This is a genomic window from Klebsiella sp. CN_Kp091 (genome assembly GCF_040065095.1).
Classification (GTDB): Bacteria; Pseudomonadota; Gammaproteobacteria; order Enterobacterales; family Enterobacteriaceae; genus Klebsiella; species Klebsiella aerogenes.
In genome coordinates, this window is the sequence record NZ_JBEAIO010000049.1 from 823583 (window position 1) to 849083 (window position 25501).

Genomic DNA, 25501 nt, shown 5'->3' on the forward strand with positions numbered 1-25501 from the left:
CTCCGTAAGGCCGCAAATAATTAATCAGAGATTCTCGGAAAGAATTTCTTTTATTTTATTGTTATCCAGCAGGTTAGATAAACCAAAAACCTGCGCAGAATGGCTGGACAGATGTTCAGCTATATCCCTGGCGCTAAGAATAATATCGGCAGTTTCGCTTTTTGCCGAAGTCAGATCGGTATGGGAAACCTCTGCTTCTTTATTCAGCTCTTTAATAATTTTTTTTACATTCATTTCAACGATAAAGCTACTACCTAACCCGTTACCGCAAACAATCAGAACCTTTTTCATCTCTACCTCACTATCCATTGATAACGGCTTGAATTTTCGTCATTGATGAGGCTTTCAGCAGTGCTGAGAGTCGTTCATCATCGCTAAAAATGTCCGCCAGGGCTGTAATCATATTGATGTGTTCATCTCCCGAAAGCGCACACAGCATAATCACGACGTAAATAGGGTCATTCTCTTCCGAGCCAAAAGAAACGCCTTTTTTAATATGCAAAAGCGATAAACCATTTTTAATTGCACCTTGCTCCGGGCGAGCATGAGGCATCGCCAGACCAGGCGCTAAAACATAATAAGGACCAAGTTTTTCATGGCTGTTAAAAATGGCCTGAATATAATCTTCAGTAATCGCCTCTTTCGCCAATAAGGGTTGAGCCGATAACGTAATTGCCTGTTTCCAGTCACTGACTGAATCCACAATCTGGATATTTTCCGTTGGTAACCAGGTCGTGATCATAAATTCCCCGATAGCATTGAAAGTGAGCCTACTATAGTGGAATCTCTTCGCGGCTTACCGTGATCTTCATCTCAAAGTTAGCGCTAACACGGCAATAATGTTAAAATTCTTGTTACCGCTAACTTTGTTATCCATACTTATCATTACTTTGCAGTTGGGCAATGCGCAAAATGCCAAACATCATTTACAATGGCTGCCCAGTCAGGCGAAAGGAGGACACCAGTGCAGACGTTAGAAGCGGACGATAGCGCGAGAGAAAAACGCAGGAAAAACACCGGTAAAATTACGCTTGCTGAAGTGGCAAAACTGGTCGGCGTGAGCACGATGACCGTGTCACGCGCGTTACGCATGCCTGAAAAAGTGAATCCTGAACTGCGTACACGTATTGAAGCAGCGGTAAACGAGCTGGGCTATGTGCCAAATCTGCAGGCCCGCAACCTTGCCTCTGCTGACTCCAGTCTGGTGATGGGCGTGGTTCCCTCTTTTTCCTCCCCGGGCTTTCTTGCCGTCTCCGAAACACTGCAGACCGTGCTCACGACCCAGGGCTATAGCATGATGTTTATCGAGTCCGGCCAGGGTGGACAGAGTGAAGAAAAAGCTTTTGCGCAAATGCTCGCTTACAACCCGGCTGCGATTGTTCAATTCAATATTGATAACATCAGCAGTTGTTCGCAAATGATAAGTAACACCGGCGTGCCGGTGGTTGAGATTGGTGCCATCAATCGCGATGCGAGCTGGGTCAGCATTGGCGTTGACTATGCCGCAGCCATCAAAAAGTTGGTCACATCGCTTGTACAGACCGGATATAAAAATATCGGCCTGCTTTGCACGGCTTCCAATAACATTATGTTTCGCCAGGTACTAAGCGGTTGGAACAGCGCGATGCTCTCCGTTAACCACTCCCCGCATCGCGTGGTGACCTCTCACCTGCCGGCAGGCATTACGACCGGCCTGAACCTGCTCGGCGATATTCGTATCACCTGGCCTGAGCTTGATGCGCTGATTTGCACATCCGATGAAATCGCCTGCGGTTGCATTATGGCCTGCCATGGCGCGGGGCAAAAAGTGCCCGACTCTCTGGCACTGGCAAGCCTGAGCGGGGGGACTCTTGCCGCCGTTTGCTCACCGGCGCTGACTGCCGTCGAATTCCCCTGGAGTGAAACGGGAACCCTCGCAGGACAAACATTGCTTGAGCTACTGGCGGGTAATTCGACGGATAAATTCATTGAATTACCCTCAGCGTTACAAGTTCGCGCCAGCACCAGAAAGCAGTAGCGTTGGCGACATATTTATTGATTTGTTATCCCGCCGAATACGGCAGGATAACTATGAGTAACTGGTTGTCCCCTGAATATGCGCAAGGCTGATTTCCTCTGCTGATAACACCACGTCCTGCCTGTTGGCTAAGCGTTCAATCGCAAGGTCGATGAAGCGGCGAACCCTGAGCGGTTGTGCGACACGACTTCCGTAATACAAAAATAAGCTGTGTATATCGGTAATAGTCTCAGGTAACAGCGGAACAAGCTGACCTGTTCGAATGTATTGCGCTGCCGTCGGCCCGGCCAGTTGCGCAATGACCTCTCCCATCAATACAGCATGTAACTCCAGCATCTCATCATTGGTCGACATGGCAGGGTTAACATGATGATCCTGCACATTGTCCCCGGACTTCACTGTCCAGGGGATCAGGCGCCCGGTTGCGGCATGGCGAAACACGCTACACCGGTGGGCGCTGAGATCGTGCAGCGTTTTCGGTACGCCATATTTACGCAAATAGGCTGGCGAAGCACAAATGATCAACTGTAGGGGGAACAAGCGACGGGCAATCAGCCCTTCCTGCGGCGAAACGCTGATACGAAAACCGACATCCACTCGCTTCTCAACCCAGTTAGTTATCCCGTCATCAAGTTGCACATCGGGCTGAACTTCCGGGTAGAGTCGGCTGTATTCAATCAGCACGGGCTTAATAACCTGCTGAACAACTGAACGCGGACCGACGATACGTAACGGTCCGGCAAACTCCTCGCGCGTCTGTTGCACCGTCGCCAGCGCCTGTTGCAGCCCCATTAATGCAGGTTTTGCCGCTTCAAAGAAACGTTGACCCTCCTCCGTTAATGACATATTTCGCGTGGTACGGTGGAACAACCTCACCCCCAGATGCGTTTCCAGTTGTTTTAAGGCCTTGCTCGCCGCCTGGGGTGATATCTGCTGAGCATCTGCGGCTTTACTCAGGCTTCCCAGCTCAACCGTACGGACAAACGTCGTCATAGAGCGCAATTCATTAATCATGGTCGCTTCCGCTTATTTACATCATTTAGTTGTAACTGATTCATCCAGTTACCGTCTAGTTGGTTGTAAATCATTTTCTTATAGTAGTGGCACTTCGCAAATATCAGGACTTAATTTCAGAGAGGCAGTGAGATGGATAACTTCAGTTTTTATAATCCGACCCGTATTGAGTTCGGCTCAGACAAAGAAAAGCTTATTGGCCAGATTCTGGCTGAACATAACGTCAAAAATGTCCTGCTGGCTTACGGCAGCGAGCGCATCAAACACGATGGCTTGTTTGCGACGATTAGCCAGAGCCTGACGCAGCATGGGATCCGCTATGTTGAGTTTGGCGGCATTGTCAGTAACCCGTTACTCTCTAAGGTTCGGGAAGGTATTCAGGCGGCGTGGGAACATCAGGTTGATGCGGTGTTGAGCGTGGGCGGCGGCTCGGTGCTTGATAGCGCCAAATCCATTGCAGCAGGTACCCTGTATGAGGGGGATGTCTGGGATCTGTTTATTGGTAAAGGGCAGATCAATGCGGCGTTACCGGTATTTTCGATTATGACGCTTGCGGCAACCGGCAGCGAAATGAACAGCGGCGCCGTCATCACCAATGACGTCACCCGGGAGAAGTTTGCTCTTCAATCTGTACATACATTTCCGAAGGTCTCTGTCGTCAATCCGACGCTGATGCAGACCGTTTCCCGTGATTATCTGGTCTATTCCGCCGCCGACATTATCGCCCATTCGATTGAAGGCTATTTCGCCGCAGCGGTACAACCCAAAATCCAGTCGCGTCTGGTTGAGTCAGTGATTGCCACGGTACTGGAGACAACAGAAATGTTGTTAAAAGATCCGGGAGATTACAACGCCCGCGCCGAATTTGCCTGGGCGTCCACGCTGGCGCTAAATGGGCTGACTTATGCCGGGACCTCGGGCTTCAGCTACCCTAACCACATGATTGAACACTCACTTTCCGCGCTGTTTAACGTCCCGCACGGGGCGGGATTGTCGGTGGTCATGCCTGCGTGGATGAAGTGGTATCACAGCCAAAACCCGACACAGTTTGCGCGCTTTGCCCGGACGCTATTTGGTAAAGGAACCGCAGAAGAAGGCATTGCCGCGCTCGAAGCGTGGTTCGATAAAATTGGCACACCGACCCGTCTGTCACAGTTAGGCATTACAGAGGCCGATATGCCAGCCATACTGGAAAACCTGAAAGGAAATACCCGCTGGTTTGGCCTGGCGGAGACCTATACTCAGGAAACGCTGACCACCATTCTTAAACTGGCGTTATAACACTAAACCGCAAAGGTGTGCGCTGGCGAAAAAGCACGGCGCACATTCGCCCATGAGATTGAGGTATTTTGCATGAAAGAAGTCATTGTTGTTATTGGCAGTGGGGCCATTGCCCAGGCGATTGCGCGAAGAGTCGGCGTGGGTAAGCATATTTTGCTGGCAGATATCAAATCCGAAAATACCCAGCAAGCTGAAAACACCCTGACCCGCGCAGGTTTCACGGTCAGTACCGCAATTGTCGATATTGCTTGCCGAAAATCCGTACAGGATCTAGTCGAGATAGCGACCCGGCATGGCGAAATTAAAGGGGTAATCAACACGGCAGGCTTATCACCTTCGCAGGCCAAAGCTCAGGATATTCTGCGTGTGGATCTGTATGGCACTGCGGTGGTATTTGAAGAGTTCGGAAAAGTCATTGCACCGGGTGGCTCCGCCGTGGTGATTGGCTCTCAGTCCAGCCACCGCCTGAATATTGATGCGCTTTCACAGGCACAGGCTGATGCGCTGGCAACCCTGTCACCGGAGGCATTGCTGGAACTGCCGCTGGTTAAAGAAATTGATGACAGCCTGTATGCCTATCAAATCTCTAAACGCGGGAATGCGCTGCGGGTGATGGCCGAGGCCGTAAAATGGGGGAAACGCGGGGCTCGCATCAACTGTATCAGCGCGGGAATTGTTTTCACCCCTCTGGCCTACGATGAACTGACAAGCGCTGAACGTGGCGATTTTTACCGAAACATGCTTGAAAAGTCACCTGCCGGGCGCGGCGGAACGCCGGATGAGATTGGCGCGTTAGCCGAATTTCTGTTCGGGCCAGCGGGAACGTACATCAGCGGCAGCGATATTCTGATTGATGGCGGCGTGACGGCCTCTTATAAGTACGGAGAACTCCGCCCCTGAATCGTTTTTGTTTACATAAAAAACTTCATTCTAAGTGGCCGAACGGGGCATCGCGGGATGTTTCGTTCGGCCATCAACTGTCGCGACCGTCCACTTATTCTTAGTAGAAATCTTTTCATCGCTGTTTCAATTCTTTGTTCCCCTGCCCGCCACTCCGCCAGACACTTTCCCTGTTTCAGGCTGATCCGATCAGCGCCCGCAGCCAGAACCGACAGGCTGCACACCATTACGGTGCGGTTCATAACCTGCGTTCATCAGAGCGCGGAATCTTCCCTTTGCCGGGGTTCTCTCCGGTTGGGGAAGAACACCGGCTTCTTTCCATGAGGATAACGATATGGACAGAAGCAACAATATTTACCAGAAAGTGACGGATGAAATTATCGAGGCACTACAACAGGGATGTCCGCCCTGGGTACGTCCCTGGCGGGATGGTGAACCGGTGTTCCCGATTAATGCAGCTTCCGGTCGGGCCTATCACAGCATCAACGTGCCGCTTTTATGGCGCAGCGCCGACAAAAACGGTTATGAAAATGACCGCTGGCTGACCTTCCACCAGGCCATTGAAGCAGGCGGAAATGTCCGCAAGGGTGAGAAATCCTCGCTGGCGGTGCTGTATCTGCCGCAGGAGAAAGAGGTGCTGGGCAGCAACGGTGCGCCGGTAGCGGATAAAGATGGCAACCCGCAGGTTCGCCATTTTGCGCTCGTACGGGAGTTCCGGTTGTTTAATGTGGCACAGTGTGAAGGACTGCCTGCCGCCTTTTTTGAGCCGATAGCCCAGGTTGATGCGCCACAGGAGACAGCAGAAGCGATCAGGCGATACTCCGGGGTGCCGGTAATCCATCGCCGCCAGCAGCGGGCATATTACTATCCTTCGCGGGATATTGTCGTACTGCCGCATCCGGAACAGTTCGAGAGTCAGGCGCACTATTACAGTACCCTGCTGCATGAACTGACCCACGCGACCGGACATGCCTCGCGGCTCAACCGGGAAGCGATAACCTCTGGCGCGGCGCAGTTTGGTAATGCGATGTATGCCGCCGAAGAGCTGACGGCGGAGCTGGGTTCTGCGTTTCTCTGCGCCCACGCGGGGATCCCCGGCAGGCTGCAACATGCCAGCTATATCGCAAGCTGGTTGCAGATATTGCAGGAGGATAATCGGGCCATCTTCCGCGCCAGCGGGCAGGCCCGTAACGCCTGTGACTGGTTGCTGAAACAGACGGAACAACCGCAACGGCTCTCTGCCTGAATTGAAAATTATGTTGTTTTTTGACTGACCGGCAGCGCGATGCCGGTCATTTTTTAAGGATAAGGGCGAAAGACAAAGGAAGGGAGGACAAGGGGAACGGGCCTTCCCGAAAAGGGGGATTATCATGATGAAATGGCTGTTCAGACACGAGGAAACACCACACCCTGCGCCAGAAGCCACGTTACCCGAAGGCTGGTTCACACCACTCCCCGCGCAACAGTTACTGGCCTCTCCGCTGCGACAGTCGCTCATCCACCAGTTGCGTCAGCTTGTCGCGCTGCCTGGCCCCTTGTTTCGCTCGCTGTATCTGACGCCAGTAGCACGCTACGCCGCACTGACACAGCAATTCCCGGCATCGGAACATCACCATCACGCTTACCCCGGCGGCCTGCTGGATCACAGTCTGGAAGTGGCCGTTTACGCCGTCCGGTTGCGCCAGAGTCGGCTGCTTCCCCCCGGTGCGCCGCCAGAAGAACAGGCCCGGATAGCCGACAGATGGACAGCGGCGGTCGCGCTGGCTGCGCTGTTGCACGACAGTGGTAAGCTCATCGCGGATGTACAAACAGAGCTCAGCAACGGTGAACGCTGGTTTCCGTGGTCAGGCGCACCAGAATTACCTTACCGGCTGAGATATTTGCCGGGGCGGGATTATCATCTGCATCCCGTCGCCGCCGGATGCCAGCTCCCTTCTCTCCTGCCGGAGGCGGTTTTACGCTGGCTGGCGGAATCGCCAGATCTGTTCGCCGCTTTTCTTTATGCACTCACCGGGCATCCCGATAAATCAGGGGCCATTGGCGAACTGGTACAACAGGCTGACTGCGCCTCGGTCTCCGCCAGCCTGGGCGGCGATATCAACACCGCGCTGAACCAGCCTCGCCCTGCTCTGCCGCAGCAGTGCCTTATTGGGATCCGCTGGTTGTTGCAGCATGAGCTGGCGCTCAATCGTCAGGCGTGCGGTTCCGATGGCTGGCTTACCGATGACGCCTTATGGCTGGTGAGCAAGACCTGCGCCGATAAGCTAAGAGCCTGGCTACTGCAACATGGGGTGAATGGCGTACCGGATAACAACAGCCGACTGTTTGACGAACTACTGGCGCAACGGTTGCTGCTGCCAAACGGCGATCGGGCCATCTGGCGCTGTGATATACGTGATGCCACTGGCTGGACGCCAGGCACGCCGCTGACGCTACTGAAACTGTCTCCCGCCACCCTCTGGCCGGACGTCTCGCTGCGACCTCACGTCTTTCAGGGGGAAGTCATCCCGGAAATGGTGTCCGGCAATACGAATGGAAATGCTGACGCTGATTGCGAACCGCTCCCGCAAAAAGCGCCAGCAATACCGGAGTACCGATTAGTGCTTCACAATATACATCGTGCGGCTGTAGGCCACGTCTTCCGGATTGGTGATCGGGTATCCTTTTAACCACGGCTTGATCAGGCGGCCGTTGGTATACTGATAGATTGGCGCAATGGGCGCTTTGGCCATGATGATTTTCTCTGCCGCGTTGTAATCATCGTTACGCGCTTTTTCCGAGGTTTCCTGCGCCGCCTGGGCGAGGATCTTATCGTAAGCCGGATCGTTAAAGCGCGAAATATTGCCCGTATGGGTTGATGTGAGCAGCGACAGGAAGGTCGACGGCTCGTTGTAATCCCCTACCCACGATGCGCGAATAACGTCAAAATTACCGGTATTTCGACTATCGATATAGGTCTTCCACTCCTGGTTTTGTAGCTTCACATCCACACCGAGATTTTTCTTCCACATCGACGCCACGGCGATGGCGATTTTCTGGTGATTTTCCGACGTGTTGTACAGCAGCGTCAGCTTCAGCGGACGGTCCGGGCCATATCCTGCCGCCGATAGCAGCGCTTTAGCCTGGGCATTCAGCTCGGCCTGGCTCATGCTCTCAAACTGCGAAGGCTGCGGGGTAAAGCCTGCGGTAACGTCAGGGGTGAATCGCCAGGCCGGTTTCTCACCGGTGCCGAGGATCTTCTCCGCCATAATCCGCCGGTCGATGGTCATACTTAACGCCAGACGCACGCGTTCATCGGCGGTTGGCCCTTTCTGGGTATTGAAGGCGTAATAATAGGTACCTAACTGCGGCGGCGTGTAGACCTGTCCGGGAATATCCTTCAGCAGTTTCTGATACATATTTTTCGGGAAGGATTCGGTGATATCAATATCACCCGCCAGATAACGTTTGGTCGCCGACGATTCCTGGTTAATCGGCACGAAAGTCACCTGCTTAATCACCGTTTTGGCGTTATCCCAGTACTGTGTATTCGGCACGACGACCAGTTTCTCATTCACCACCCGGTCTTTCAGCACATAGGCGCCGTTGCCGATAAGGCTGCCCGGGCGCGTCCAGTTAGCGCCGCTTTCGACATTCGCTTTTTGCACCGGGTAGAACGCAAAGCTGGCGGTCAGGTTGCTGAACCACGGCAGCGGTTTATCTAGCTGCACGCGGAGCGTGTGGGCATCGACCGCCGTCACACCGAGAGTGTCCGGCGCCGCTTTACCATCAATAATATTTTGCGCATTACTGATACCCGCTAAGGCGGCAAACCAGGCGAATGGCGAAGTGGTTTTCGGATCCACCAGACGCTGCCAGCTATAGACGAAATCCTGCGCCGTCACCGGAGTACCGTCGGACCAGCGCGCGTTATCGCGCAGGGTAAAGGTCCAGACGCGGTTGTCGTTGCTCTGCCAGCGGGTCGCCACGCCAGGGATGATATTGCCCTTCGCGTCCTGGTTTACCAGCCCTTCGAACAAATCGCGGATAACCTGAATTTCCGGCAGGCCGACGGCTTTAGCGGGATCTAATGAAGCGGGCTCGTCTTTTATATGGCGTACCAGCTGCTGTTTTTCAGCTAATACGGTTCCTGGAGGCACATCCGCCGCCCAGGCAAGAGAAGAAACGCTGGCTAACCACAGCGCGCCGCATGTCAATGTGACAGGATACTTCATGAGATCCCCTTTTAAATGAACAAACCAGTGCTGGCAGAGCGATAATTATTTGTTTCCCCACCTGAAATTGCAAACGGCTTATGATAGAAAATTGACATGACGAGTTTTTTCGCTAGAGAAGGAAAGCGTTTGATTCCGGGACGCTTTTCTACAACACTGCTAACAATAACCTGATGACAGGATACCCTATGCCCGTTTCACGTCCTCGCCCCCTGCGCGGCGCTTTCCCGCCAGGTACGCAACGTTACGGCCAGTCGCATCTCGGCGCGCCGTTGCTGTGGTTCCCCGCTCCGCTGGCTGATAGCCGCAGCGGTCTGATTATCGCCGGCACGCACGGCGACGAAAACTCGTCGATTGTCACCCTCTCCTGCGCGTTGCGCACGCTAAAACCGGAGCTGCGTCGCCATCACGTGGTATTAACGGTCAACCCTGACGGCTGTCAGCTAGGGTTACGCGCCAACGCCCGCGGTATCGATCTCAATCGAAACTTCCCGGCCGCTAACTGGAAGGCGGGTGAAACGGTGTATCGCTGGAATAGCGCAGCAGAAGAGCGGGATGTGGTACTGCTGACCGGGGAAAAACCGGGTTCGGAGCCCGAAACCCAGGCGCTGTGCCAGCTGATCCACCAGATCCATCCGGCGTGGGTAGTCTCCTTCCACGATCCGCTGGCCTGCATTGAGGACCCCGGGCACAGCGAGCTGGGACAATGGCTCGCCGGGGCCTTTAATTTACCGCTGGTAGGCAGCGTTGGTTACGAAACGCCGGGCTCTTTTGGCAGCTGGTGCGCCGATATCGGCCTGCCGTGCATTACCGCCGAATTTCCGCCGGTCTCCGCCGACGAAGCGACAGAAAAGTACCTCGCGGCGATGACCGATTTACTGCACTGGCACACTCACAGATGAAGCACGCCGGTGCTGAACTGCAGCGCCGGCTCCACATCCACCGCCAGCCACGTCGGACCATCGAGATCCGCGAAACGGGCCAACGGCGCCAGCGGCAGCGCGGCGGAAATGGCCCGTGAAGTACAAAGCATACAGCCCAGCATCCTCTTATACCCCAGCCGTTCAGCCTCCTGCGCCAACAGCAATGCCTCGGTCAGACCACCGGTTTTATCCAACTTAATGTTGACCATTTCGTAGCGGCCCTGCAGCGCCGGTAGGCTTTCCCGCGTATGGCAGCTCTCATCGGCGCAGATCGGCAGCGGATGAATAAAGTTTTCCAACGCCTCATCGGCGCCGGCCGGTAACGGCTGCTCCAGCATCGCCACGCCAAGATCGGCCAAAAGCTGACAGCGCGCCGCCAGACCTTCTCCACGCCACGCTTCGTTAGCATCAACGATCAACGTCGCCTGCGGCACCGCGTCGCGAATAGCAACCAGCCGCTCGCTAATCAAATGATCGTCGAGCTTGACCTTCAGCAGCCGCGCGCCTTTCTCCCACAGCGCGGCGGCGCTGGCCGCCATCTGCTCCGGCGTGCCGATAACCACGGTTTGCGCCGTCACCACTTCGCGCGGCAGATTGACGCCAAGCAGCTGCGGCAACGTTTTCCCCGCGCGGCGCGCCTCCAGATCCCACAGCGCGCAGTCAACGGCATTGCGCGCGGCTCCTGCCGGCAGTAGCTGTTGTACCTGCTCGCGGGTGGCGCCGCGCTCAAGCTGCTCGCCGATCGCCATAATCTGCGCCATCACCGAGGCGATGCTTTCCCCGTAGCGCGGATAAGGCGTACATTCTCCGGCCCCTTTTACGCCATCCTCTTCTATTTCCACCACCACCACTTTGGCCTCGCTGCGTCTGCCGCGAGAGATAACAAACGGCGTGTGTAGCGGCCATGATTCTTCAAAAACTCGAAGGTTGCGCATTCCCTGGGCCTCTTAGGTAAATGTTAAATAGAGTTTGCCGTGTTGCTGGCTGATGTCATACACTAACTACGACGTTAACTATATGTAAACAGGAAGATAACCATGTCGCAAACCGTACATTTCCAGGGTAACCCAGTGTCTGTTCAGGGCTCCATTCCGCAGGCTGGCGCGAAGGCGCAGCCGTTTACGCTGGTCGCCAAAGATCTCTCTGACGTCACGCTGAGCCAATACGCTGGTAAACGTAAAGTACTGAATATTTTCCCAAGCATCGATACCGGCGTCTGCGCGGCATCGGTTCGCAAATTCAACCAACTGGCTTCTGAGCTGAACAACACCGTCGTGCTGTGCATCTCCGCTGACCTGCCGTTCGCGCAGTCCCGTTTCTGCGGCGCAGAAGGCCTGAGCAATGTGATCACCCTGTCTACCCTGCGCGCGCCGCAGTTCCTGGCAGATTATGGCGTTGCTATCTCCGCAGGCCCGCTGGCCGGTCTGGCAGCACGTGCAGTCGTTGTTCTCGATGAAAACGACCAGGTGGTTTACAGCCAACTGGTTAACGAAATCACCGAAGAGCCGGATTACGATGCGGCGCTGGCTGCGCTGAAAGCGTAATCGCCCTCTTTCTGTTATCAAGCCTCCTTCAACGGAGGCTTTTTTCTTTGCGCGGCGCATAGCGCGAAATCAACCGCGCGGTGGCCGGGCCGGTGAGCAATATAGTAAACAGGCGCAGCGTTTGCATCGCCATGATAAAGGACATATCCGCCCGGGTACCGACGGCAATTATCGCCACCGTATCCAGACCGCCGGGGCTGGTCGCCAGATAGGCGGTGAGAAAATCCAGCGGCAGCAGGTGCGTCAACGCTAAAGCCATCAGCGCGCATAATGCGATCAAGCCGACGATGGCGACGATGATTTGCGGTAGCGTCTTCAGCGCCAGCATAAAAATATCGCGATTAAACTGCAGGCCAACCGTCCAGCCGAGCGCAGTATAGGCCAGCACCAGTAACCATTCCGGTAGCTCCAGCAACAGCACGCCTTCGCCCTGGGCCAGCGCGCCGGCCAGCATCGGTAACAACATTGCCCCGGAAGGGATGCGTAAACGTAACCCCAACCAACCGGCGACCGCGGTCAATAGCAGCGTTAACGGTAGATTAAAAGTCAACGGCGGGAACCAGACGATATGCTGAGTCATTTCCTGCGCCTCGCCGCCGAGCGCCAAACGCACCACCATTACCGCCGCGCCGACCACGAACAGTACCCGCAGATACTGCATCAGGGCCACCAGACGAACGTCGGCGCCATACTCTTGCGCCATTACCACCATCGCCGATGCGCCGCCCGGCGAGCTTCCCCACGCGCCGGTTGCCCCGGGTAGCGAACTGTAACGCACCAGCAGCCAGCCGGTCAGCGCGCTGATAGCCAGCGTGGAAAGGAGGATAATCAACACCAACGCCCAGTTATCGGCCAGAACGCCGAAAATAGACGGGGTTAGCGCGCGGGCGATCATACAGCCGATGATAGCCTGAGCGGAGATGAAGAATGGACGAGGGAGACGAATCGTGGCGCCGCGCAGACTAAGGGTAATTCCGGCGATAAGCGGGCCAAGCAGCGGCGCGGCAGGAAGGTGGAGCCAGAACAGCACAAAGGAGAGCACGGCGGAGAGTGCCAGTAATATCATCCACTGAGGCCAATCCCGTTGCAGCACCAACCGTCACCTTCCCGGAAAAAGAATAATAAAATAAGTATATACAGAATTATCGCTGAAAAAACGCCGATAATTGCGGCCGCGCCGAGCCGGCCGCAAGCAGTGATTTACTCTTCGCCTTTCTTCTGACTCAGACCATACTCGCGCAGCTTGTTAGCAATCGCGGTATGCGAAACGCCGAGACGTTTGGCTAATTTACGCGTGCTGGGGAAGCTGCGATACAACTGGGTCAATACCGAACGCTCAAAGCGGCGGGTAATATCGTCGAGCGATCCTTCCATCGCCTCTTCGCCAACCGGCAACGACGACACATCGTGATCTGGCAGCAGGATGTCCTGCGGACGCAGTTCGAAGCCATCAAGCTGGGTTAACGCCCGGTACACTGCGTTTTTCAACTGACGCACGTTGCCCGGCCAGCTATAGCGGGTCAACACGGTATTAAGGTCGGCAGAAAGTTTTGGCCGCGGGATACCCTGCTCGTCGGCAAAGCGCGCGACGAACAGTTCGGTGAGCGGCATGATGTCCTGCGGACAATCACGCAGCGGCGGCAGGTTCAGCGTCAGCACATTCAGACGATAATAAAGATCTTCGCGGAACAGCCCTTTCTGCACCAGTTCGACGAGATTTTTTTGCGTCGCGCAGATAACCCGAACATCGACATGCACTTCGTGATCTTCACCGACGCGACGGAAAGTACCATCGTTGAGAAAGCGCAACAGCTTCGTTTGCATGCCAGGCGACATTTCGCCTATCTCATCCAGCAGCACAGAGCCGCCGTTGGCCTGCTCAAAGAAACCTTTTTTCCCCTGCGACGCATCGCCGAATAGCTCGCTCTCCACCGCATTTTCCGGAATCGAACCGCAGTTCAGCGCCAGATACGGTTTGCTGGCGCGCGGGCTGGCCAGATGGCAGGCATGGGCCAGCAGATCTTTACCGGTACCGGTATCGCCGACAATCAGCAACGGGGCGCTAAGCATCGCCAGCTTGCGGGCCTGTTCAACGACGTGGCGCATTTTCGGCCCAACGGCGAGGATCTGGCTAAAGGCGCTGGTATCCTGGGTCGTTAGCGTTTGCAGTTGACGCCCCATACGTACGGTGGAGCGCAACATCACCACGGCGCCGGTCAGCACGCGTTCGGCGTGTTCGCCTTCCAGATACACCGGCGTTACTTCCAGCATAAAGTTTTGGCCATTCACGACCACATGCTCGGTATGCGACTCCAGCGGGTTACCTTCCAGCCAGCGCTGCAGGTTGAAATCAGTAATGAGCTGCGCCACCGGATGGCTGCGTAAACGAGCCTGAGTTTGACCAAACAGCTGGCAGCTGGCCGGGTTGGCAAGTTCTACTTTGCCTTTGGCATCCAGCGACAGCACCGGTTCCGGCATTGCCACCAGCAGCGCGCTCAGCGCCAGATGTTCCCGCTCTGACGGCATCCACGCCACGGTTCGAACATCGGTTACGCCGGAGATACGGCGGATTTCCGCCATTAAACTGCTGAAACTGGCGAACTCCAGCTCGGCGAAATTAAGGTAGATTCGGCCAATCGGGTCGATATCGATACCGCGCAGATCAATACCGCGCAGCACCAGCAAATCGAGTAATTCACGGGTCAGACCAAGACGGTCCTGACAAAAGACTTCCAGACGCATAGGAGTTTTCACCCTAAAAAGGCCAATGACGGATGAATGATAGGACAGATATGTGCTTACGGGAAGATAGCTGTCAACAATTATTGACAGTATGGCGGAAAAATGGGCTTTATGCCGTAAAGTTATGCGGGCATTTCTTTTGCGTTATGGCTCGCATGGCACAGAGAGCGCACAGAAGGCTCTGGTCGCCAGGGGTTTTCCCGGAGGCGGCGCGTTGCGCCTTCTCCGGGCTACCAAATCGCAAAGCGCTGTAGCCCCGGTAAGCGGCAGCGCCACCGGGGGATCCAGCGTGGTGAAGACATTAAAGGCAGGTCGCACGAACCGTAGATACTGTTATCGGTTTGCAACTTTTTTAAAGGGTTTTCCCGGAGGCGGCGCGTTGCGCCTTCTCCGGGCTACCAAATCGCGCAGCGCTGTATCCCCGGTAAGCGGCAGCGCCACCGGGGGATCCAGCGTGGTGAATAAATTAAAGGCAGGTCGCACGAACCGTAGGCCGGGTAAGGCGCAGCCGCCACCCGGCATTTACGCTTGCCGACGTTATTTCTCCGCGCCGGTTTTGCTTTTCTGCAGCGTCTCTTTCAACTGGCCGATCAGCTCTCGGCGGAAATCGCCAAGCCGCGGTTTATCATCCGCGATCCACGGCAGCGGACGGCACAGCTCCATCGCTTTAATCCCCAAACGGGCGGTCAACAACCCGGCGCCGATACCCTGGGCGGCGCGCGCCGACAGGCGGGCCGCCAGATCCTGCGACATCCAGTCCATTCCGACTTCGCGCACCAGTTCGCTGGCGCCGGCAAAGGCGATATTCAGCAACACCAGGCGGAATAAACGCAGGCGGCTATAATAGCCAAGTTCAATACCGTAGAGGGTGGCGATACGGTTAATCAATCGCAGGTTACGCCAGGCGATAAACGCCATATCGACCAGCGCCAGCGGGCTGACGGCGATCATCAGCGTCGATTCCGCCGCCGAACGGCTGATTTCCCGCCGCGCCTGCGCGTCCAGCACCGGCTGCACCAGTTGCGCGTACAGGCTCACCACTTCGCGATCGTTTTGCGTTTCATGGATCGCCGCATACCAGCGCTGCAGCGCCGGATGCGATTGATCCAGCCCGGCCTGCTGCGCCAGTTTCTCACAGAACGCGCGCCCTTTGCCCACCGCGTGACTATGCATCAGATCCCGCGCTTCATCGCGTTCGTGCGCGCGCTGGCGCAGCCGCCACAGGCGACGCCATTCGGTCGCAACCGATCCCACGCCCGCGCCGACAATCAGCGCCCCGGCCGCACAGCCGCCAAGCGCAATCCAGTCCTGGGTCTGCCAGGCCGTCACCGTCCACTGCACGCCCTGCGCCACCACGCTAATGCCAAAAATCGCCAGCCCGGCGCTAACCATCCGTCGCCACAGGCTGCGTTTCGGGCGCAGTACCGATTCCACCACCGCTTCGGCGGCCCCCTCCTCTTCAGCGACCATTTCAGGCAGCATCGGAGCGAAGGTTTGCGCATCGGCCGCGTCAAAGGCGCGGGCCGATTTTAAGGTCTGACTCTTTTCCGTTTCCAGAGGGCCATCGAAATCGATCCGCGGTTTTATCGGCTCGCTCATCGCAATTTATCTCCAATCAAAAATTCCAGCGCCGCGTCGAGGCGAATATGCGGCAGCGGTTTATCGACATCCATCGCTCTCGGGCGGAAGTTCTCAAACTGGAAACCCTGCTGTTCCCAGAAGGCCTGACCCGGCAGCCGCGCCGGCACCTCGCCTGGGAAAATGGTGAGCGGCTGCCCATCGCTCAGACGATCGCCACGCAGCGCCGGGATCTTCTCGCCGTTAACCTCGATAAGCCCGCCCTGGGTGGCCTGAATGGACGCCAGCCCCAGACAATCCATGCTGATGCCCTCAAAGGCGGCATTCTGCCAGGCGTCCTGAATCAGTTGCTGAAGTAGCGACACCATGTTGCCGTGCTGATCGACGGTCACGTGATCGGCTTTGGTGGCGGCGAACAGTAGCTTGTCGATAACCGGTGAAAACAGGCGACGGAACAGCGTTCGCTGGCCGTAATGGAAACTTTGCATCAACTGGGTCAGCGCCAGACGCATATCGTTAAACGCCTGCGGCCCGCTGTTTAACGGCTGCAGGCAGTCCACCAGTACAATCTGGCGGTCAAAGCGCAGGAAGTGGTCTTTATAAAAGCCTTTCACCACTTTCTCGCAGTAGTATTTGAAGCGCTCGCGCAGCATCCCCGCATTGGTGTGTTTATCAGCCTGCGCCAGCCTGGCTTCGCCAGCCGCATCGACATCCGGCCAGGGGAAAAACTGCAGCGCCGGCGCGCCCGCCATGTCGCCAGGAAGCACAAACCGCCCCGGCTGAATAAAGTGCAACCCCTCGCGCTTGCAGGCGTGCAGATAATCGGTCCAGGCGGCGGCGATCTCCGCCAGCCGGGTTTCGTCGGCGGGCGCCAGCGGATCGAGCCCCTCGCACAGCTGCCGCCAGCGGGCAGACCACTCTCCGCGCTGCCCCTGTAACAGCCCGGTCATCTGCCGCGACCAGCTTAAATAATCTTGCGCCAGCATCGGCAGGTCGAGCAGCCATTCGCCCGGATAATCCACGATTTCCAGATACAGGGTTGAGGTGTCTTTGAAATGACGTAGCAGAGAATCGTTAGAGCGATAGCGCAGCGCAAGGCGAATTTCGCTCACCCCGCGGGTTGGCGTCGGCCAGGCCGGGGGCTGGCCATAAAGCTGCGCCAGGCCTTCATCATAGGTAAAACGCGGAATGCCGAAATCACGCTGCGGAACCCGTTTCACGCCCAACAGACGTTCTTCGCGCGCCGCGCTCAGCAGCGGCAACCGGGCCCCGGCGTGGATATTCAGCAGTTGATTAACCATCGCGGTGATAAAAGCCGTTTTACCGCTACGGCTTAGCCCGGTTACGGCAAGACGTAAATGCCGGTCAACCCCGCGGTTGACCAGCGCATTGAATTCAGTTTTGAGTCGCTTCATCGCCAGTCCGTTATGCCCAGAAGGAATGTCGTTTAATGATAAGCTAAATAGATGGGGATAATCAGGGTCAATATAAAGCGCGCCGGTATTCCTCCCCCTGAGGAATTATTTCATTCCGCGGGCAAAACGATTGGCCAGCCGACTGAGCAGCGGCTCAAGCGCTACCGCCAGCAACATTTTCAGCGGCCGACGCGCCACCGATTTCACCGCCCAACCGGCAACGCCCGCCGGGCCGTAACGCAGCGCGGTCAGCAGCACCAGCTTACCGGCGATCTTAAGACCCGGTTTCACTTTTTGCCCTGCCTGTTGCCATTTCATATTCATGCGTTGCCTCGTGGTTATATGGAAAAAGTTTTACAGTTGACGAAAACGGCTGCGCAGCGTGAAGGTATCGGAGGTGATATAACGCTCCATATCACGCAGGCGCTGTTCGCCGGAAGCCAGTTCGGCATCCACGGCGGCCAGTAAATCACCATTGCTCGGCCCTTTTTCGCCGTACAGTTCGCTATCCGGTATCGGATCCAGCGCGAAAGTCAGAATGATGTAGGCCACCAGCACGAAAAAGAAGAGGCCAAAAATCATCGCCAGCACGGTTATCAGACGCACCAGCTTCACCGGCACATCCAGGTGCTGCGCAATACCGGCGCAGACCCCCTTCACCATTCCGCGCTGCGGAATGCGCCACAGTTTTTTATTAAAGTCCAATCCGGCCATTATTTGTCTCTCCAGTTCGGATGTTCCGCATCAAGGATCGCTTCCAGCGCCTGAATACGCTCGCGCATCCGTTTCGCCTCATCGGTCAGCTGCAGCAGGCGCTGCTGTTCGTTCTGGGTTAACGCCCCGTCCGCCGAGCGATTGTTGTAGTGCAGCCATAACCAGACCGGCAACACGAACAGCACAAACAGCGTGAGCGGGATGGCAAGAAAAAGCATGCTCATGTGTACTCCTTACAGGTGGTGAGCCGCGGCGCAACACCGCGCCGCGCAATATGCATTACTGGTTATTCTGATTCATTTTGGCTTTCAGCGCCGCCAGTTGCTCGCTGATTTCATCATCCGCTTTCAGTTCGGCAAACTGCTGATCCAGCGATTGTTGTTTGCCAAAACGATGGCTCTCCGCCTCGGCTTCCATTTGGTCAATTCGGCGTTCGAAAGACTCAAAACGCGCCATCGCTTCATCCATTTTACCGCTATCCAGCTGGCGGCGAACATCACGCGAAGAGCTGGCCGCCTGATGGCGCAGCATCAGCGCCTGCTGACGAGCGCGGGTTTCGCTGAGCTTATTCTCCAGCTCGCCAATCTCTTTTTTCATCCGCGCCAGGGTTTCATCCACCAGTTGCGCTTCGTGTTCCAGGCTGCCGATAAGGTCAGTCAGCTTCTGTTTTTCGATCAGCGCCGCACGCGCCAGATCTTCTTTCTCTTTACGCAGGGCCAGCTCGGCCTTTTCTTGCCATTCCACCTGCTGCGCCTGCGCCTGTTCGATACGGCGGGTCAGCTGTTTCTTTTCCGCCAGCGCGCGGGCGGAGGTAGAACGCACTTCAACCAGCGTGTCTTCCATCTCCTGAATCATCAGACGGACCAGCTTCTGCGGATCCTCCGCTTTCTCCAGCAGAGAGTTGATGTTGGCGTTCACGATGTCGGCAAAGCGAGAAAAAATACCCATAATTTCAATCCTCATAGTTCTGATAGCAGGCAGCGGCCTGTGTAGTAGTTAATACAAATGGCGTGCCAACTTTTATCTTATTGATTTTAAACAAGGTGGTTGAGATATGGCCGCCTGCTTGCTACAGTGAGTTGGCGAATCACACTACTTAATGGCGAAATTCATCATGGCGGAATACAAGGATAACCTGCTGGGCGAGGCAAACAGCTTTCTGGAGGTGCTCGAACAGGTCTCGCAGCTGGCACCGCTGGATAAACCGGTGCTGGTGATCGGCGAGCGCGGGACCGGCAAAGAGCTCATTGCCAACCGACTGCACTTTCTCTCTTCGCGCTGGCAGGGACCGTTTATTTCGCTGAATTGCGCGGCGCTGAATGAAAACCTTCTCGATTCCGAATTGTTTGGTCATGAAGCCGGCGCCTTTACCGGCGCCAGCAAACGGCATCCGGGGCGCTTTGAACGTGCCGACGGCGGCACGCTGTTTCTCGATGAGCTGGCCACCGCTCCGATGCTGGTGCAGGAAAAATTGCTGCGGGTAATTGAATACGGCGAGCTCGAACGCGTCGGCGGCAGCCAGCCGCTGCAGGTTAACGTACGGCTGGTGTGCGCCACCAACGCCGATCTGCCCAAAATGGTCGAGGAAGGTCATTTCCGCGCCGACCTGCTCGACCGGCTGGCGTTTGATGTCGTGCAACTACCGCCACTGCGCGAGCGCCAGAGCGACATCATGCTGCTTGCCAACCAGTTTGCCATTCAGATGTGCCGCGAACTGGGGCTCCCTCTGTTTCCCGGCTTTAGCGAGCGAGCCGTCGACACGCTGCTTGCATACCGCTGGCCGGGCAATATTCGTGAGCTGAAAAACGTGGTTGAACGTTCAGTTTACCGCCACGGCAGCAGTGATAGCGAGCTGGATAATATCATTATCAACCCATTTAACAGCGCCGCTCCTGCGCCTGCTCCGGTCGCCGAACATGCGCTTCCCGCGTTGCCGCTGGACCTGCGCGCCTTTCAGCTGGAGCAAGAAAAAAGCCTGCTGCAGTCAAGCCTGCAGCAGGCGAAGTACAATCAAAAGCAGGCGGCGGACCTGCTGGGGCTTACCTACCACCAGCTACGCGCATTACTGAAGAAGCATCAGCTATGAGCGACGCGCGGCAGCATCGCCGCGCTGACCAGCATTGAGCCTAAACACAGCGCGGCGTTAAACCACAGCGCGTACTGCGCGGCGCTGGCCATCCCCAACGGCAGGAACAGCGCAAAAAGTGACGCCGTCACGGCAATACCCATCGCACCGCCAAGCGAGCTTCCCATCTTATAAACCCCTGACGCGACGCCAATTTTATTCTCCGGCGCATTGGCGACGGCGGTATCGGTCGAAGGCGTGGCATAACAACCAAGACCGAGGCCAAACAGAATATTGCTGAAGAAGACGGTCCCGATATACAGCGACTTATCGAGGAAGGTACAGGAGATCAGCAGAATACCGATAGCGGTAAACACCGGCCCGGTCATCATCGGCAACCGCGCGCCATAGCGCTGGAGCAGTTTTTCTCCGACGCGAATCATCGCCAGTACCGTCACCAGATAACCCAGCGTCATCATGCCGGTTTCCAGCGGGGTGAGATGATGCCCCTGCTGTAGCCAGATGCTGGTGATCATCATCGTGCCGATAGCGCCATTAAGCATGAAGTTCGACAGCACCGCCGCGCCGTAGGCTCGGTTGCGAAATAAAGCGAAGTCGATCAGCGCCGCTTCACCTTTGCGCAAACCGCTGCGAATAAACAAACCTCCCATAACCACCGCGCCGCCCAACATCGACAGCGTTAAACCGCTGCTCCAGCCCCATTGATGACCCTTGCTGATAAACAGATTAAGCAGCACCAGCGAAGCAATCAGGCTTAATAATCCGCCCACATCCAGCTTATGCCGCTCGGCGCTGGCGCTGCGGCTCTCCGGGGTGCCACGTAGCAGCAATAACGCCAGCAGCGCCACCGCAATCGAAAACACGAAGATCCATCGCCAGCCAAGACCGGTGGCAATCGCGCCGCCGACAAACGAGCAAAGCCCGCTGCCGCCCCAGGAGCCAATGACCCAGAAACTCACCGCCCGCTGCCGCGCCCTACCTTCATACCAGGTTTTGATCAGCGCCAGCGTCGCCGGCATAATGCAGGCCGCCGAGAGCCCCTGCAGGATACGGCCGGTGATAAATAGTCCCGGCCCCTGCGACGCCGCCAGAAACGCGCTACCGATAATACTCAGCGCCAGGCCGAGATAGGTCATCCGCACCCTGCCGAATTTATCCGCCAGCCCGCCGCTGGCCACCACAAAACAGCCGCTGAATAAAGCGCTGAGACTCACCGCCAGGGTTAACGTCTCCAGTGAAATATCGAGGCTGCTTTTCATCGCCGGAACAACATTGATAACCGATTGCGCAAACAGCCAGAACGTCAGCACGCTGAGCACAATACCCGCTAGCAGGCGATCGCTGCCGACGAACTGAGATTCGCTTAACGATACAGAACTCATAATCGGGTCCCCCCGTCGCGATAGGTTAACGCAGATAGCGTTCCGTCAGGCCGCACCACAGCGCCGCACCGGTAAGCAGGATTTGATCGTTAAAATCGTATCCCGGGTTATGCACCATACAGCGGTCGGCTTCATCACCCGCGCCGATAGTGAAGTAGCAACCGTTTGGATTGCTCTCCAGCATGAAGGCGAAATCTTCGCTACCCATGAATGGATTCACGGTACCAACCTGTTCTTTGCCAAAAAGCGAGGTCGCCACTTCACGAACCAGCTCATTAGCCGCCGGATCGTTACGCAAAACCGGGCTACCGTTGACGTGGGTTAAGGTAGCGCTGGCGTTAAAACTTTCCGCCTGAGCGACCGCAATATCATGAATACGCTGCAGCACCGTCTCGCGCACCTGCTGGTTAAGGGTACGTACGGTTAGCTTCATCAATACCTTATCGTTGATGATGTTCGGCGCATGGCCCGCCTGAATGCTGCCGACGGTGACTACCGCGGGTTCAAATGGCGTGATGTTGCGTGAAACGATTGATTGCAGCGCGAGGGTAATGTGGCAGGCCACCAGCGTCGCATCGACGGTATGTTCCGGCACTGCGCCATGGCCGCCAACGCCCTTCACCTCGATATGCAGCGTATCGGAAGAGGCCATCATCGCGCCGTCGCGCAGGCCGATTTTGCCCAGTTTCTGGCCCGGCATGTTATGCAGGCCAAAGATGGCGTCGCAGGGGAATTTTGTGAACAGGCCATCTTCGACCATCACCCGTCCGCCGTACAGCAGCTCTTCTGCCGGTTGGAAAATTAACTGCAGCGTACCGTTAAACTGACGCGTGCGCGCCAGATATTCCGCCGCATACAGCAGCGTGGTGGTGTGACCGTCATGGCCGCAGCCGTGAAAACGCCCGTCGACCTGGCTTGCCCATGCTTTACCGCTCATTTCCTGCATCGGCAGCGCATCCATATCCGCGCGTAGACCCAGACGTTTTTCGCCGCTGCCGACTTTCAGCGTCCCGACCACGCCGGTACCGGCGAGGCCGCGATGCACTTCATATCCCCACTCAGCAAGCAGCCTGGCGACTTCATCGCTGGTTTTATGTTCTTCAAAGCCAATCTCGGGCTGTTGATGGAAGCGGCGACGTAACGCCACAAACTGCGCTTCATTAACTTGCAAAGATTCAATCAATGGATGTGTCATTTTTATTATTCCTGTGTTGTGTTGGCACGACACTTTCGAGTTTATGCGCCCCACCCGGCTTTAAAATGCGCTTTTTTGTTTTATATTGACGAATTATCAATGACTGTTTTCTATACAATTCTGTTATGACAAAAAAAACCCTGTTATTTTTTGTCTTTTAAGGAGCGGCGCATGGAACACCATCTCGGCGATTTCATCCTCACGGTGCGCGATATTCGCCACCTCAGCCCGCCGGAAAGCGACGGATTAACGCTGCTGTGGCTGCTGGAAGGCAGCGCGCGGTTGCAACTCGGCGAAGCGCCGCAACCGATGCGGGTTGATGAACTGGCGATCGTTAACCGCCGCCAGCGCTGGCAGATTACCGGCGAAGAGGCCAATGCGGTCATGATCCTCAACCTTGCCGCCGGTTGGCTCACCCGCCTTGATAGCGATTTTTTTGCCTGTGATTATCGGGTTAACGGCGAAAATAAGGATGCGGCAGATAACCTGCGTCAGCTGATGCGCCAGCTGCTGGTGGCAGGGCTGGTCAATCATCATTCGCGCTACCGCTTAGAGGCCAACCGCTGGCTCAGCGAAATCGCCCTGCTGCTGGCGACCCGCTTTACGCAGCCCATCGTACCCAGCCTGCGCCGCGGCGCCGAAAACTGGAGCCGACGAATTATCAACGTAGTAGCGCGCATCGAAGCCAACTATCAGCGGCGGATCTCGCTGCAGGAAGTGGCCGCCGCTGAGTTTGTCTCGGAGGCCTGGCTTTCCCGCCTGTTTCATAAAGAGGTCGGCGTCAGCTTCGTGCAGTACATTACCGCCCTGCGTCTCGGCAAGGCCGCCGAGCAACTGCTGACCACCCGACGCTCGGTGCAGCAGGTGGCGCAGGACAACGGCTTCGCCAGTACCCGCATCATGAGCGATCTGTTTAAGCGCCAGCATGGCGTCACGCCGCGGCAGTTTCGCCAGCAGCAGCCGCAGTCCGCCGCTCGTCCGCGGGTCAACGCCAGTGAAGTCTGGCATCCGGTCGCGGTCGAACGGCTTTACGCCCGCCTTAACGAGGCGGAAAAAAGCAGCGATGATACGCCTCCGCTACTGCTCAACCCACGTCAGACACGGCAGGTGGATATCCGCCAGCTGCCAGCGCGCGCGCCGGTATTGCGCCATACCCGTACCATCGTTACCGTCCGTGAACTCGATGATTTACTCCGCGAAGATGTCCGCCGCGAGCTGGAGCAACTGCAGCAGACGCTACCCGTCTACGGCATTGATATTCACGATCCGTTTCTCAGCAGCCGCTTGTTTGGCGAAGGCTGGGACGACCCGACGCTCGCGGGCTATGCCTGCTGGTACAATCTTCAGCAGCTGTTTAGCTGGCTGGCGCAGAAAGGCTGGACGGTGCTGCTCCATACCGGTTTAACCACCCGCTGCGATTTATTGCAGCGTTTTCTTCGGCTCGCCGCCAATCACTTCCCACCCGCGACGCTTGCGAGCTGGCGCTTTGTCTGGCACTGGTCGCCGCAGGCCGGTGAAGCCGCGCGACAGCTGGCCTGGCGACAACAGCGCGAAGTGCTTGCGTCCACCTTGCAACAACCGCAAATGGGTATCTGGCATCGTTTCCCGCAAAGCGGTATTGCCGACGATCCGCTACTGTCTTCCCCGCTGCTCAGCGAGGCCGATTTTCTCGCCTGCCAGGCGGATGCTAATGAACTGCTTGACCTGGCGCAGGCCGATAGCAGCAAGTTAGCCGCCAGTGAAAGCTATCCGCGACAGAAATTACGCCAAATCCATAATGCCCTGCGGCAACGGCAGCTCTCGTTGCCGCTGTGGCTGCTATCGTGGAATACGTTAACCGGCGATACCCGCGATACCAACGGGCGTTTTTTTCGCGGCGCGCTGTTGATGGATAACCTGCTGGGCATTGCCGAACAGGTGTGGCTGGCAGGCTTCTGGCTTAATTCCGGGCTGCAGGGGGAGGCGCGGGACAACGGTAAACTCGACACCTCAAGCCTGGCGTTGCATTACCTGCATGGTCTGCCGCGCCCGGTTTACTGGGTATTATGGCTGTGGCGGCGTCTGCGCGGCGAAGTCTTAATCAATGACAAAAACCTGTTGTTGTTACGTCATAACGGACATTACCAGTTGCTGTTGCGCAATACGGTGATTTTCAACCCCTGGCTGTCGAGCGAAGAGGCCTTTACTCAGCGCTTTCGCCAACCCTATACCCTGCGGCTTGCAGGACTGGAGGGACGCTGGCGCATCAAACAGCATTTGTTCGATCAACATCACGGCGCGCTATTTCCGCTGTTCGAGGCATTCCGTAGCCGCAGCGGCCCGGACGAAGAAGATTATCGCTGGCTCCAGCACCACGCCCGTCCGGCGCTGAGCGTGCATGAGGAACAACTGGATTATGGCTGGCTACGGGTGGATTCATTGCAGAGCAATGCGCTGGCATTATATGAATTCACACCGCTGAATGATTGAAGCGTGACAACGTCACTATCATTTCAT

At 56.3% G+C, this 25501-nt stretch carries 24 protein-coding genes and 1 pseudogene; 9 read left to right on the forward strand and 16 right to left on the reverse strand.

Annotated features, from left to right (window positions below; genetic code table 11):
- Positions 1–24 precede the first annotated feature (24 nt).
- Both ABLV17_RS24495 and ABLV17_RS24500 read right to left on the reverse strand, forming a co-directional pair.
- Positions 25–291 carry a PTS sugar transporter subunit IIB gene (locus ABLV17_RS24495; RefSeq protein ID WP_087859397.1) on the reverse strand — a complete coding sequence of 89 codons (267 nt, stop codon included), beginning with the start codon at positions 289–291 and terminating at the stop codon, positions 25–27.
- Positions 292–301: 10 nt separating this feature from the next.
- On the reverse strand, positions 302–742 hold the full coding sequence (locus tag ABLV17_RS24500; protein WP_020078611.1) for a PTS sugar transporter subunit IIA: 441 nt from the start codon (positions 740–742) through the stop codon (positions 302–304).
- A gap of 222 nt (positions 743–964) precedes the next feature.
- Between ABLV17_RS24500 and ABLV17_RS24505 the strand changes: the two genes are divergently transcribed.
- Complete coding sequence (locus ABLV17_RS24505; protein ID WP_086630286.1) at positions 965–2017, forward strand: LacI family DNA-binding transcriptional regulator; 1053 nt, start codon at positions 965–967, stop codon at positions 2015–2017.
- A gap of 51 nt (positions 2018–2068) precedes the next feature.
- On the opposite strand, the gene ABLV17_RS24510 is transcribed toward ABLV17_RS24505, so the two are convergent.
- Positions 2069–3031 (reverse strand): LysR family transcriptional regulator, encoded by a 963-nt coding sequence (locus ABLV17_RS24510; RefSeq protein WP_216655603.1) that lies wholly within the window; start codon positions 3029–3031, stop codon positions 2069–2071.
- Between the two features lie 132 nt (positions 3032–3163).
- On the opposite strand from ABLV17_RS24510, the gene ABLV17_RS24515 reads away from it, so the two are divergent.
- The 4 genes from ABLV17_RS24515 (at position 3164) to mobH (ending at position 7881) form a co-directional block, all read left to right on the forward strand.
- Positions 3164–4312, forward strand: coding sequence for an iron-containing alcohol dehydrogenase (locus ABLV17_RS24515; RefSeq protein WP_308958401.1), 1149 nt, complete (start codon positions 3164–3166; stop codon positions 4310–4312).
- 72 nt (positions 4313–4384) lie between these two features.
- A complete protein-coding gene (locus ABLV17_RS24520; RefSeq protein ID WP_308958403.1) occupies positions 4385–5212 on the forward strand; it encodes an SDR family oxidoreductase in 828 nt (275 codons plus the stop codon).
- Positions 5213–5546: 334 nt separating this feature from the next.
- The gene (locus ABLV17_RS24525) at positions 5547–6458 is read left to right on the forward strand and encodes a zincin-like metallopeptidase domain-containing protein (protein WP_308958404.1); all 912 of its coding nucleotides are present in this window, start codon (positions 5547–5549) and stop codon (positions 6456–6458) included.
- Positions 6459–6582: 124 nt separating this feature from the next.
- Positions 6583–7881 (forward strand): MobH family relaxase, encoded by a 1299-nt coding sequence (gene mobH / locus ABLV17_RS24530; protein WP_308958406.1) that lies wholly within the window; start codon positions 6583–6585, stop codon positions 7879–7881.
- Here mobH and ABLV17_RS24535 read toward each other — a convergent pair.
- Both ABLV17_RS24535 and ABLV17_RS24540 read right to left on the reverse strand, forming a co-directional pair.
- Positions 7810–9426 carry an ABC transporter substrate-binding protein gene (locus ABLV17_RS24535; RefSeq protein WP_308958408.1) on the reverse strand — a complete coding sequence of 539 codons (1617 nt, stop codon included), beginning with the start codon at positions 9424–9426 and terminating at the stop codon, positions 7810–7812. The two genes, mobH and ABLV17_RS24535, sit on opposite strands and share 72 nt — an antisense overlap.
- 35 nt (positions 9427–9461) lie before the next feature.
- Positions 9462–9524: pseudogene (locus tag ABLV17_RS24540) on the reverse strand (hypothetical protein); the annotation flags it as partial.
- 90 nt (positions 9525–9614) lie between these two features.
- Between ABLV17_RS24540 and mpaA the strand changes: the two are divergent.
- Positions 9615–10328 (forward strand): murein tripeptide amidase MpaA, encoded by a 714-nt coding sequence (gene mpaA / locus ABLV17_RS24545; RefSeq protein ID WP_015366282.1) that lies wholly within the window; start codon positions 9615–9617, stop codon positions 10326–10328.
- Here the strand turns inward: mpaA and ycjG are convergent.
- A complete protein-coding gene (gene ycjG, locus ABLV17_RS24550; protein WP_308958409.1) occupies positions 10319–11284 on the reverse strand; it encodes an L-Ala-D/L-Glu epimerase in 966 nt (321 codons plus the stop codon). The two genes, mpaA and ycjG, sit on opposite strands and share 10 nt — an antisense overlap.
- Before the next feature lie 102 nt (positions 11285–11386).
- On the opposite strand from ycjG, the gene tpx reads away from it, so the two are divergent.
- Positions 11387–11893 (forward strand): thiol peroxidase, encoded by a 507-nt coding sequence (gene tpx, locus ABLV17_RS24555; protein ID WP_087859393.1) that lies wholly within the window; start codon positions 11387–11389, stop codon positions 11891–11893.
- A 28-nt stretch (positions 11894–11921) separates the two neighbouring features.
- Here the strand turns inward: tpx and ABLV17_RS24560 are convergent, their stop codons facing one another.
- The 8 genes from ABLV17_RS24560 to pspA form a co-directional block, all read right to left on the reverse strand.
- Positions 11922–12959 (reverse strand): AbrB family transcriptional regulator, encoded by a 1038-nt coding sequence (locus ABLV17_RS24560; RefSeq protein ID WP_308958410.1) that lies wholly within the window; start codon positions 12957–12959, stop codon positions 11922–11924.
- A gap of 134 nt (positions 12960–13093) precedes the next feature.
- Complete coding sequence (gene tyrR, locus ABLV17_RS24565) at positions 13094–14635, reverse strand: transcriptional regulator TyrR (protein ID WP_045374638.1); 1542 nt, start codon at positions 14633–14635, stop codon at positions 13094–13096.
- A 537-nt stretch (positions 14636–15172) separates the two neighbouring features.
- Positions 15173–16234, reverse strand: coding sequence for a TIGR01620 family protein (locus ABLV17_RS24570; RefSeq protein WP_045374644.1), 1062 nt, complete (start codon positions 16232–16234; stop codon positions 15173–15175).
- A complete protein-coding gene (locus ABLV17_RS24575; protein WP_113373168.1) occupies positions 16231–17628 on the reverse strand; it encodes a YcjX family protein in 1398 nt (465 codons plus the stop codon). The genes ABLV17_RS24570 and ABLV17_RS24575 overlap by 4 nt, the downstream gene beginning before the upstream one ends.
- A 105-nt stretch (positions 17629–17733) precedes the next feature.
- Positions 17734–17952, reverse strand: coding sequence for a phage shock protein PspD (gene pspD, locus ABLV17_RS24580; protein ID WP_015366275.1), 219 nt, complete (start codon positions 17950–17952; stop codon positions 17734–17736).
- Positions 17953–17982: 30 nt separating this feature from the next.
- Positions 17983–18342, reverse strand: a complete 360-nt coding sequence (gene pspC, locus ABLV17_RS24585; RefSeq protein WP_015366274.1) for an envelope stress response membrane protein PspC — start codon at positions 18340–18342, stop codon at positions 17983–17985.
- Positions 18342–18566: an envelope stress response membrane protein PspB gene (gene pspB / locus ABLV17_RS24590; RefSeq protein WP_045393114.1), complete on the reverse strand. Its 225-nt coding sequence runs from the start codon at positions 18564–18566 to the stop codon at positions 18342–18344. Before pspB ends, pspC begins: the two co-directional genes overlap by 1 nt.
- Positions 18567–18621: 55 nt before the next feature.
- Complete coding sequence (gene pspA, locus ABLV17_RS24595) at positions 18622–19290, reverse strand: phage shock protein PspA (protein ID WP_015366272.1); 669 nt, start codon at positions 19288–19290, stop codon at positions 18622–18624.
- Between the two features lie 151 nt (positions 19291–19441).
- Between pspA and pspF the strand changes: the two genes are divergently transcribed.
- Positions 19442–20428, forward strand: coding sequence for a phage shock protein operon transcriptional activator (gene pspF, locus ABLV17_RS24600; protein WP_271032392.1), 987 nt, complete (start codon positions 19442–19444; stop codon positions 20426–20428).
- Here the strand turns inward: pspF and ABLV17_RS24605 are convergent.
- Both ABLV17_RS24605 and ABLV17_RS24610 read right to left on the reverse strand, forming a co-directional pair.
- A complete protein-coding gene (locus ABLV17_RS24605; RefSeq protein ID WP_348854743.1) occupies positions 20419–21810 on the reverse strand; it encodes an MFS transporter in 1392 nt (463 codons plus the stop codon). The genes pspF and ABLV17_RS24605 overlap by 10 nt on opposite strands.
- A gap of 25 nt (positions 21811–21835) precedes the next feature.
- Complete coding sequence (locus ABLV17_RS24610; protein WP_015366269.1) at positions 21836–23005, reverse strand: M20 aminoacylase family protein; 1170 nt, start codon at positions 23003–23005, stop codon at positions 21836–21838.
- A gap of 171 nt (positions 23006–23176) precedes the next feature.
- Here ABLV17_RS24610 and ABLV17_RS24615 point away from each other — a divergent pair, with 171 nt between their 5' ends.
- Positions 23177–25474, forward strand: a complete 2298-nt coding sequence (locus ABLV17_RS24615; RefSeq protein WP_348854744.1) for a helix-turn-helix domain-containing protein — start codon at positions 23177–23179, stop codon at positions 25472–25474.
- The last annotated feature ends 27 nt before the right edge of the window (positions 25475–25501 follow it).

Coding starts and splice junctions, on each gene's coding strand:
- pspB (WP_045393114.1), bottom strand. CDS start 18,566: ATGAGCATGCTTTTTCTTGCCATCCCGCTCACGCTGTTTGTGCTGTTC.
- ABLV17_RS24605 (WP_348854743.1), bottom strand. CDS start 21,810: ATGAGTTCTGTATCGTTAAGCGAATCTCAGTTCGTCGGCAGCGATCGC.
- tpx (WP_087859393.1), top strand. CDS start 11,387: ATGTCGCAAACCGTACATTTCCAGGGTAACCCAGTGTCTGTTCAGGGC.
- ABLV17_RS24510 (WP_216655603.1), bottom strand. CDS start 3,031: ATGATTAATGAATTGCGCTCTATGACGACGTTTGTCCGTACGGTTGAG.
- ycjG (WP_308958409.1), bottom strand. CDS start 11,284: ATGCGCAACCTTCGAGTTTTTGAAGAATCATGGCCGCTACACACGCCG.
- mobH (WP_308958406.1), top strand. CDS start 6,583: ATGATGAAATGGCTGTTCAGACACGAGGAAACACCACACCCTGCGCCA.
- ABLV17_RS24525 (WP_308958404.1), top strand. CDS start 5,547: ATGGACAGAAGCAACAATATTTACCAGAAAGTGACGGATGAAATTATC.
- ABLV17_RS24515 (WP_308958401.1), top strand. CDS start 3,164: ATGGATAACTTCAGTTTTTATAATCCGACCCGTATTGAGTTCGGCTCA.
- ABLV17_RS24520 (WP_308958403.1), top strand. CDS start 4,385: ATGAAAGAAGTCATTGTTGTTATTGGCAGTGGGGCCATTGCCCAGGCG.
- pspC (WP_015366274.1), bottom strand. CDS start 18,342: ATGGCCGGATTGGACTTTAATAAAAAACTGTGGCGCATTCCGCAGCGC.
- ABLV17_RS24560 (WP_308958410.1), bottom strand. CDS start 12,959: ATGATATTACTGGCACTCTCCGCCGTGCTCTCCTTTGTGCTGTTCTGG.
- tyrR (WP_045374638.1), bottom strand. CDS start 14,635: ATGCGTCTGGAAGTCTTTTGTCAGGACCGTCTTGGTCTGACCCGTGAA.
- pspA (WP_015366272.1), bottom strand. CDS start 19,290: ATGGGTATTTTTTCTCGCTTTGCCGACATCGTGAACGCCAACATCAAC.
- pspD (WP_015366275.1), bottom strand. CDS start 17,952: ATGAATATGAAATGGCAACAGGCAGGGCAAAAAGTGAAACCGGGTCTT.
- ABLV17_RS24610 (WP_015366269.1), bottom strand. CDS start 23,005: ATGACACATCCATTGATTGAATCTTTGCAAGTTAATGAAGCGCAGTTT.
- ABLV17_RS24615 (WP_348854744.1), top strand. CDS start 23,177: ATGGAACACCATCTCGGCGATTTCATCCTCACGGTGCGCGATATTCGC.
- mpaA (WP_015366282.1), top strand. CDS start 9,615: ATGCCCGTTTCACGTCCTCGCCCCCTGCGCGGCGCTTTCCCGCCAGGT.
- pspF (WP_271032392.1), top strand. CDS start 19,442: ATGGCGAAATTCATCATGGCGGAATACAAGGATAACCTGCTGGGCGAG.
- ABLV17_RS24535 (WP_308958408.1), bottom strand. CDS start 9,426: ATGAAGTATCCTGTCACATTGACATGCGGCGCGCTGTGGTTAGCCAGC.
- ABLV17_RS24495 (WP_087859397.1), bottom strand. CDS start 291: ATGAAAAAGGTTCTGATTGTTTGCGGTAACGGGTTAGGTAGTAGCTTT.
- ABLV17_RS24500 (WP_020078611.1), bottom strand. CDS start 742: ATGATCACGACCTGGTTACCAACGGAAAATATCCAGATTGTGGATTCA.
- ABLV17_RS24575 (WP_113373168.1), bottom strand. CDS start 17,628: ATGAAGCGACTCAAAACTGAATTCAATGCGCTGGTCAACCGCGGGGTT.
- ABLV17_RS24570 (WP_045374644.1), bottom strand. CDS start 16,234: ATGAGCGAGCCGATAAAACCGCGGATCGATTTCGATGGCCCTCTGGAA.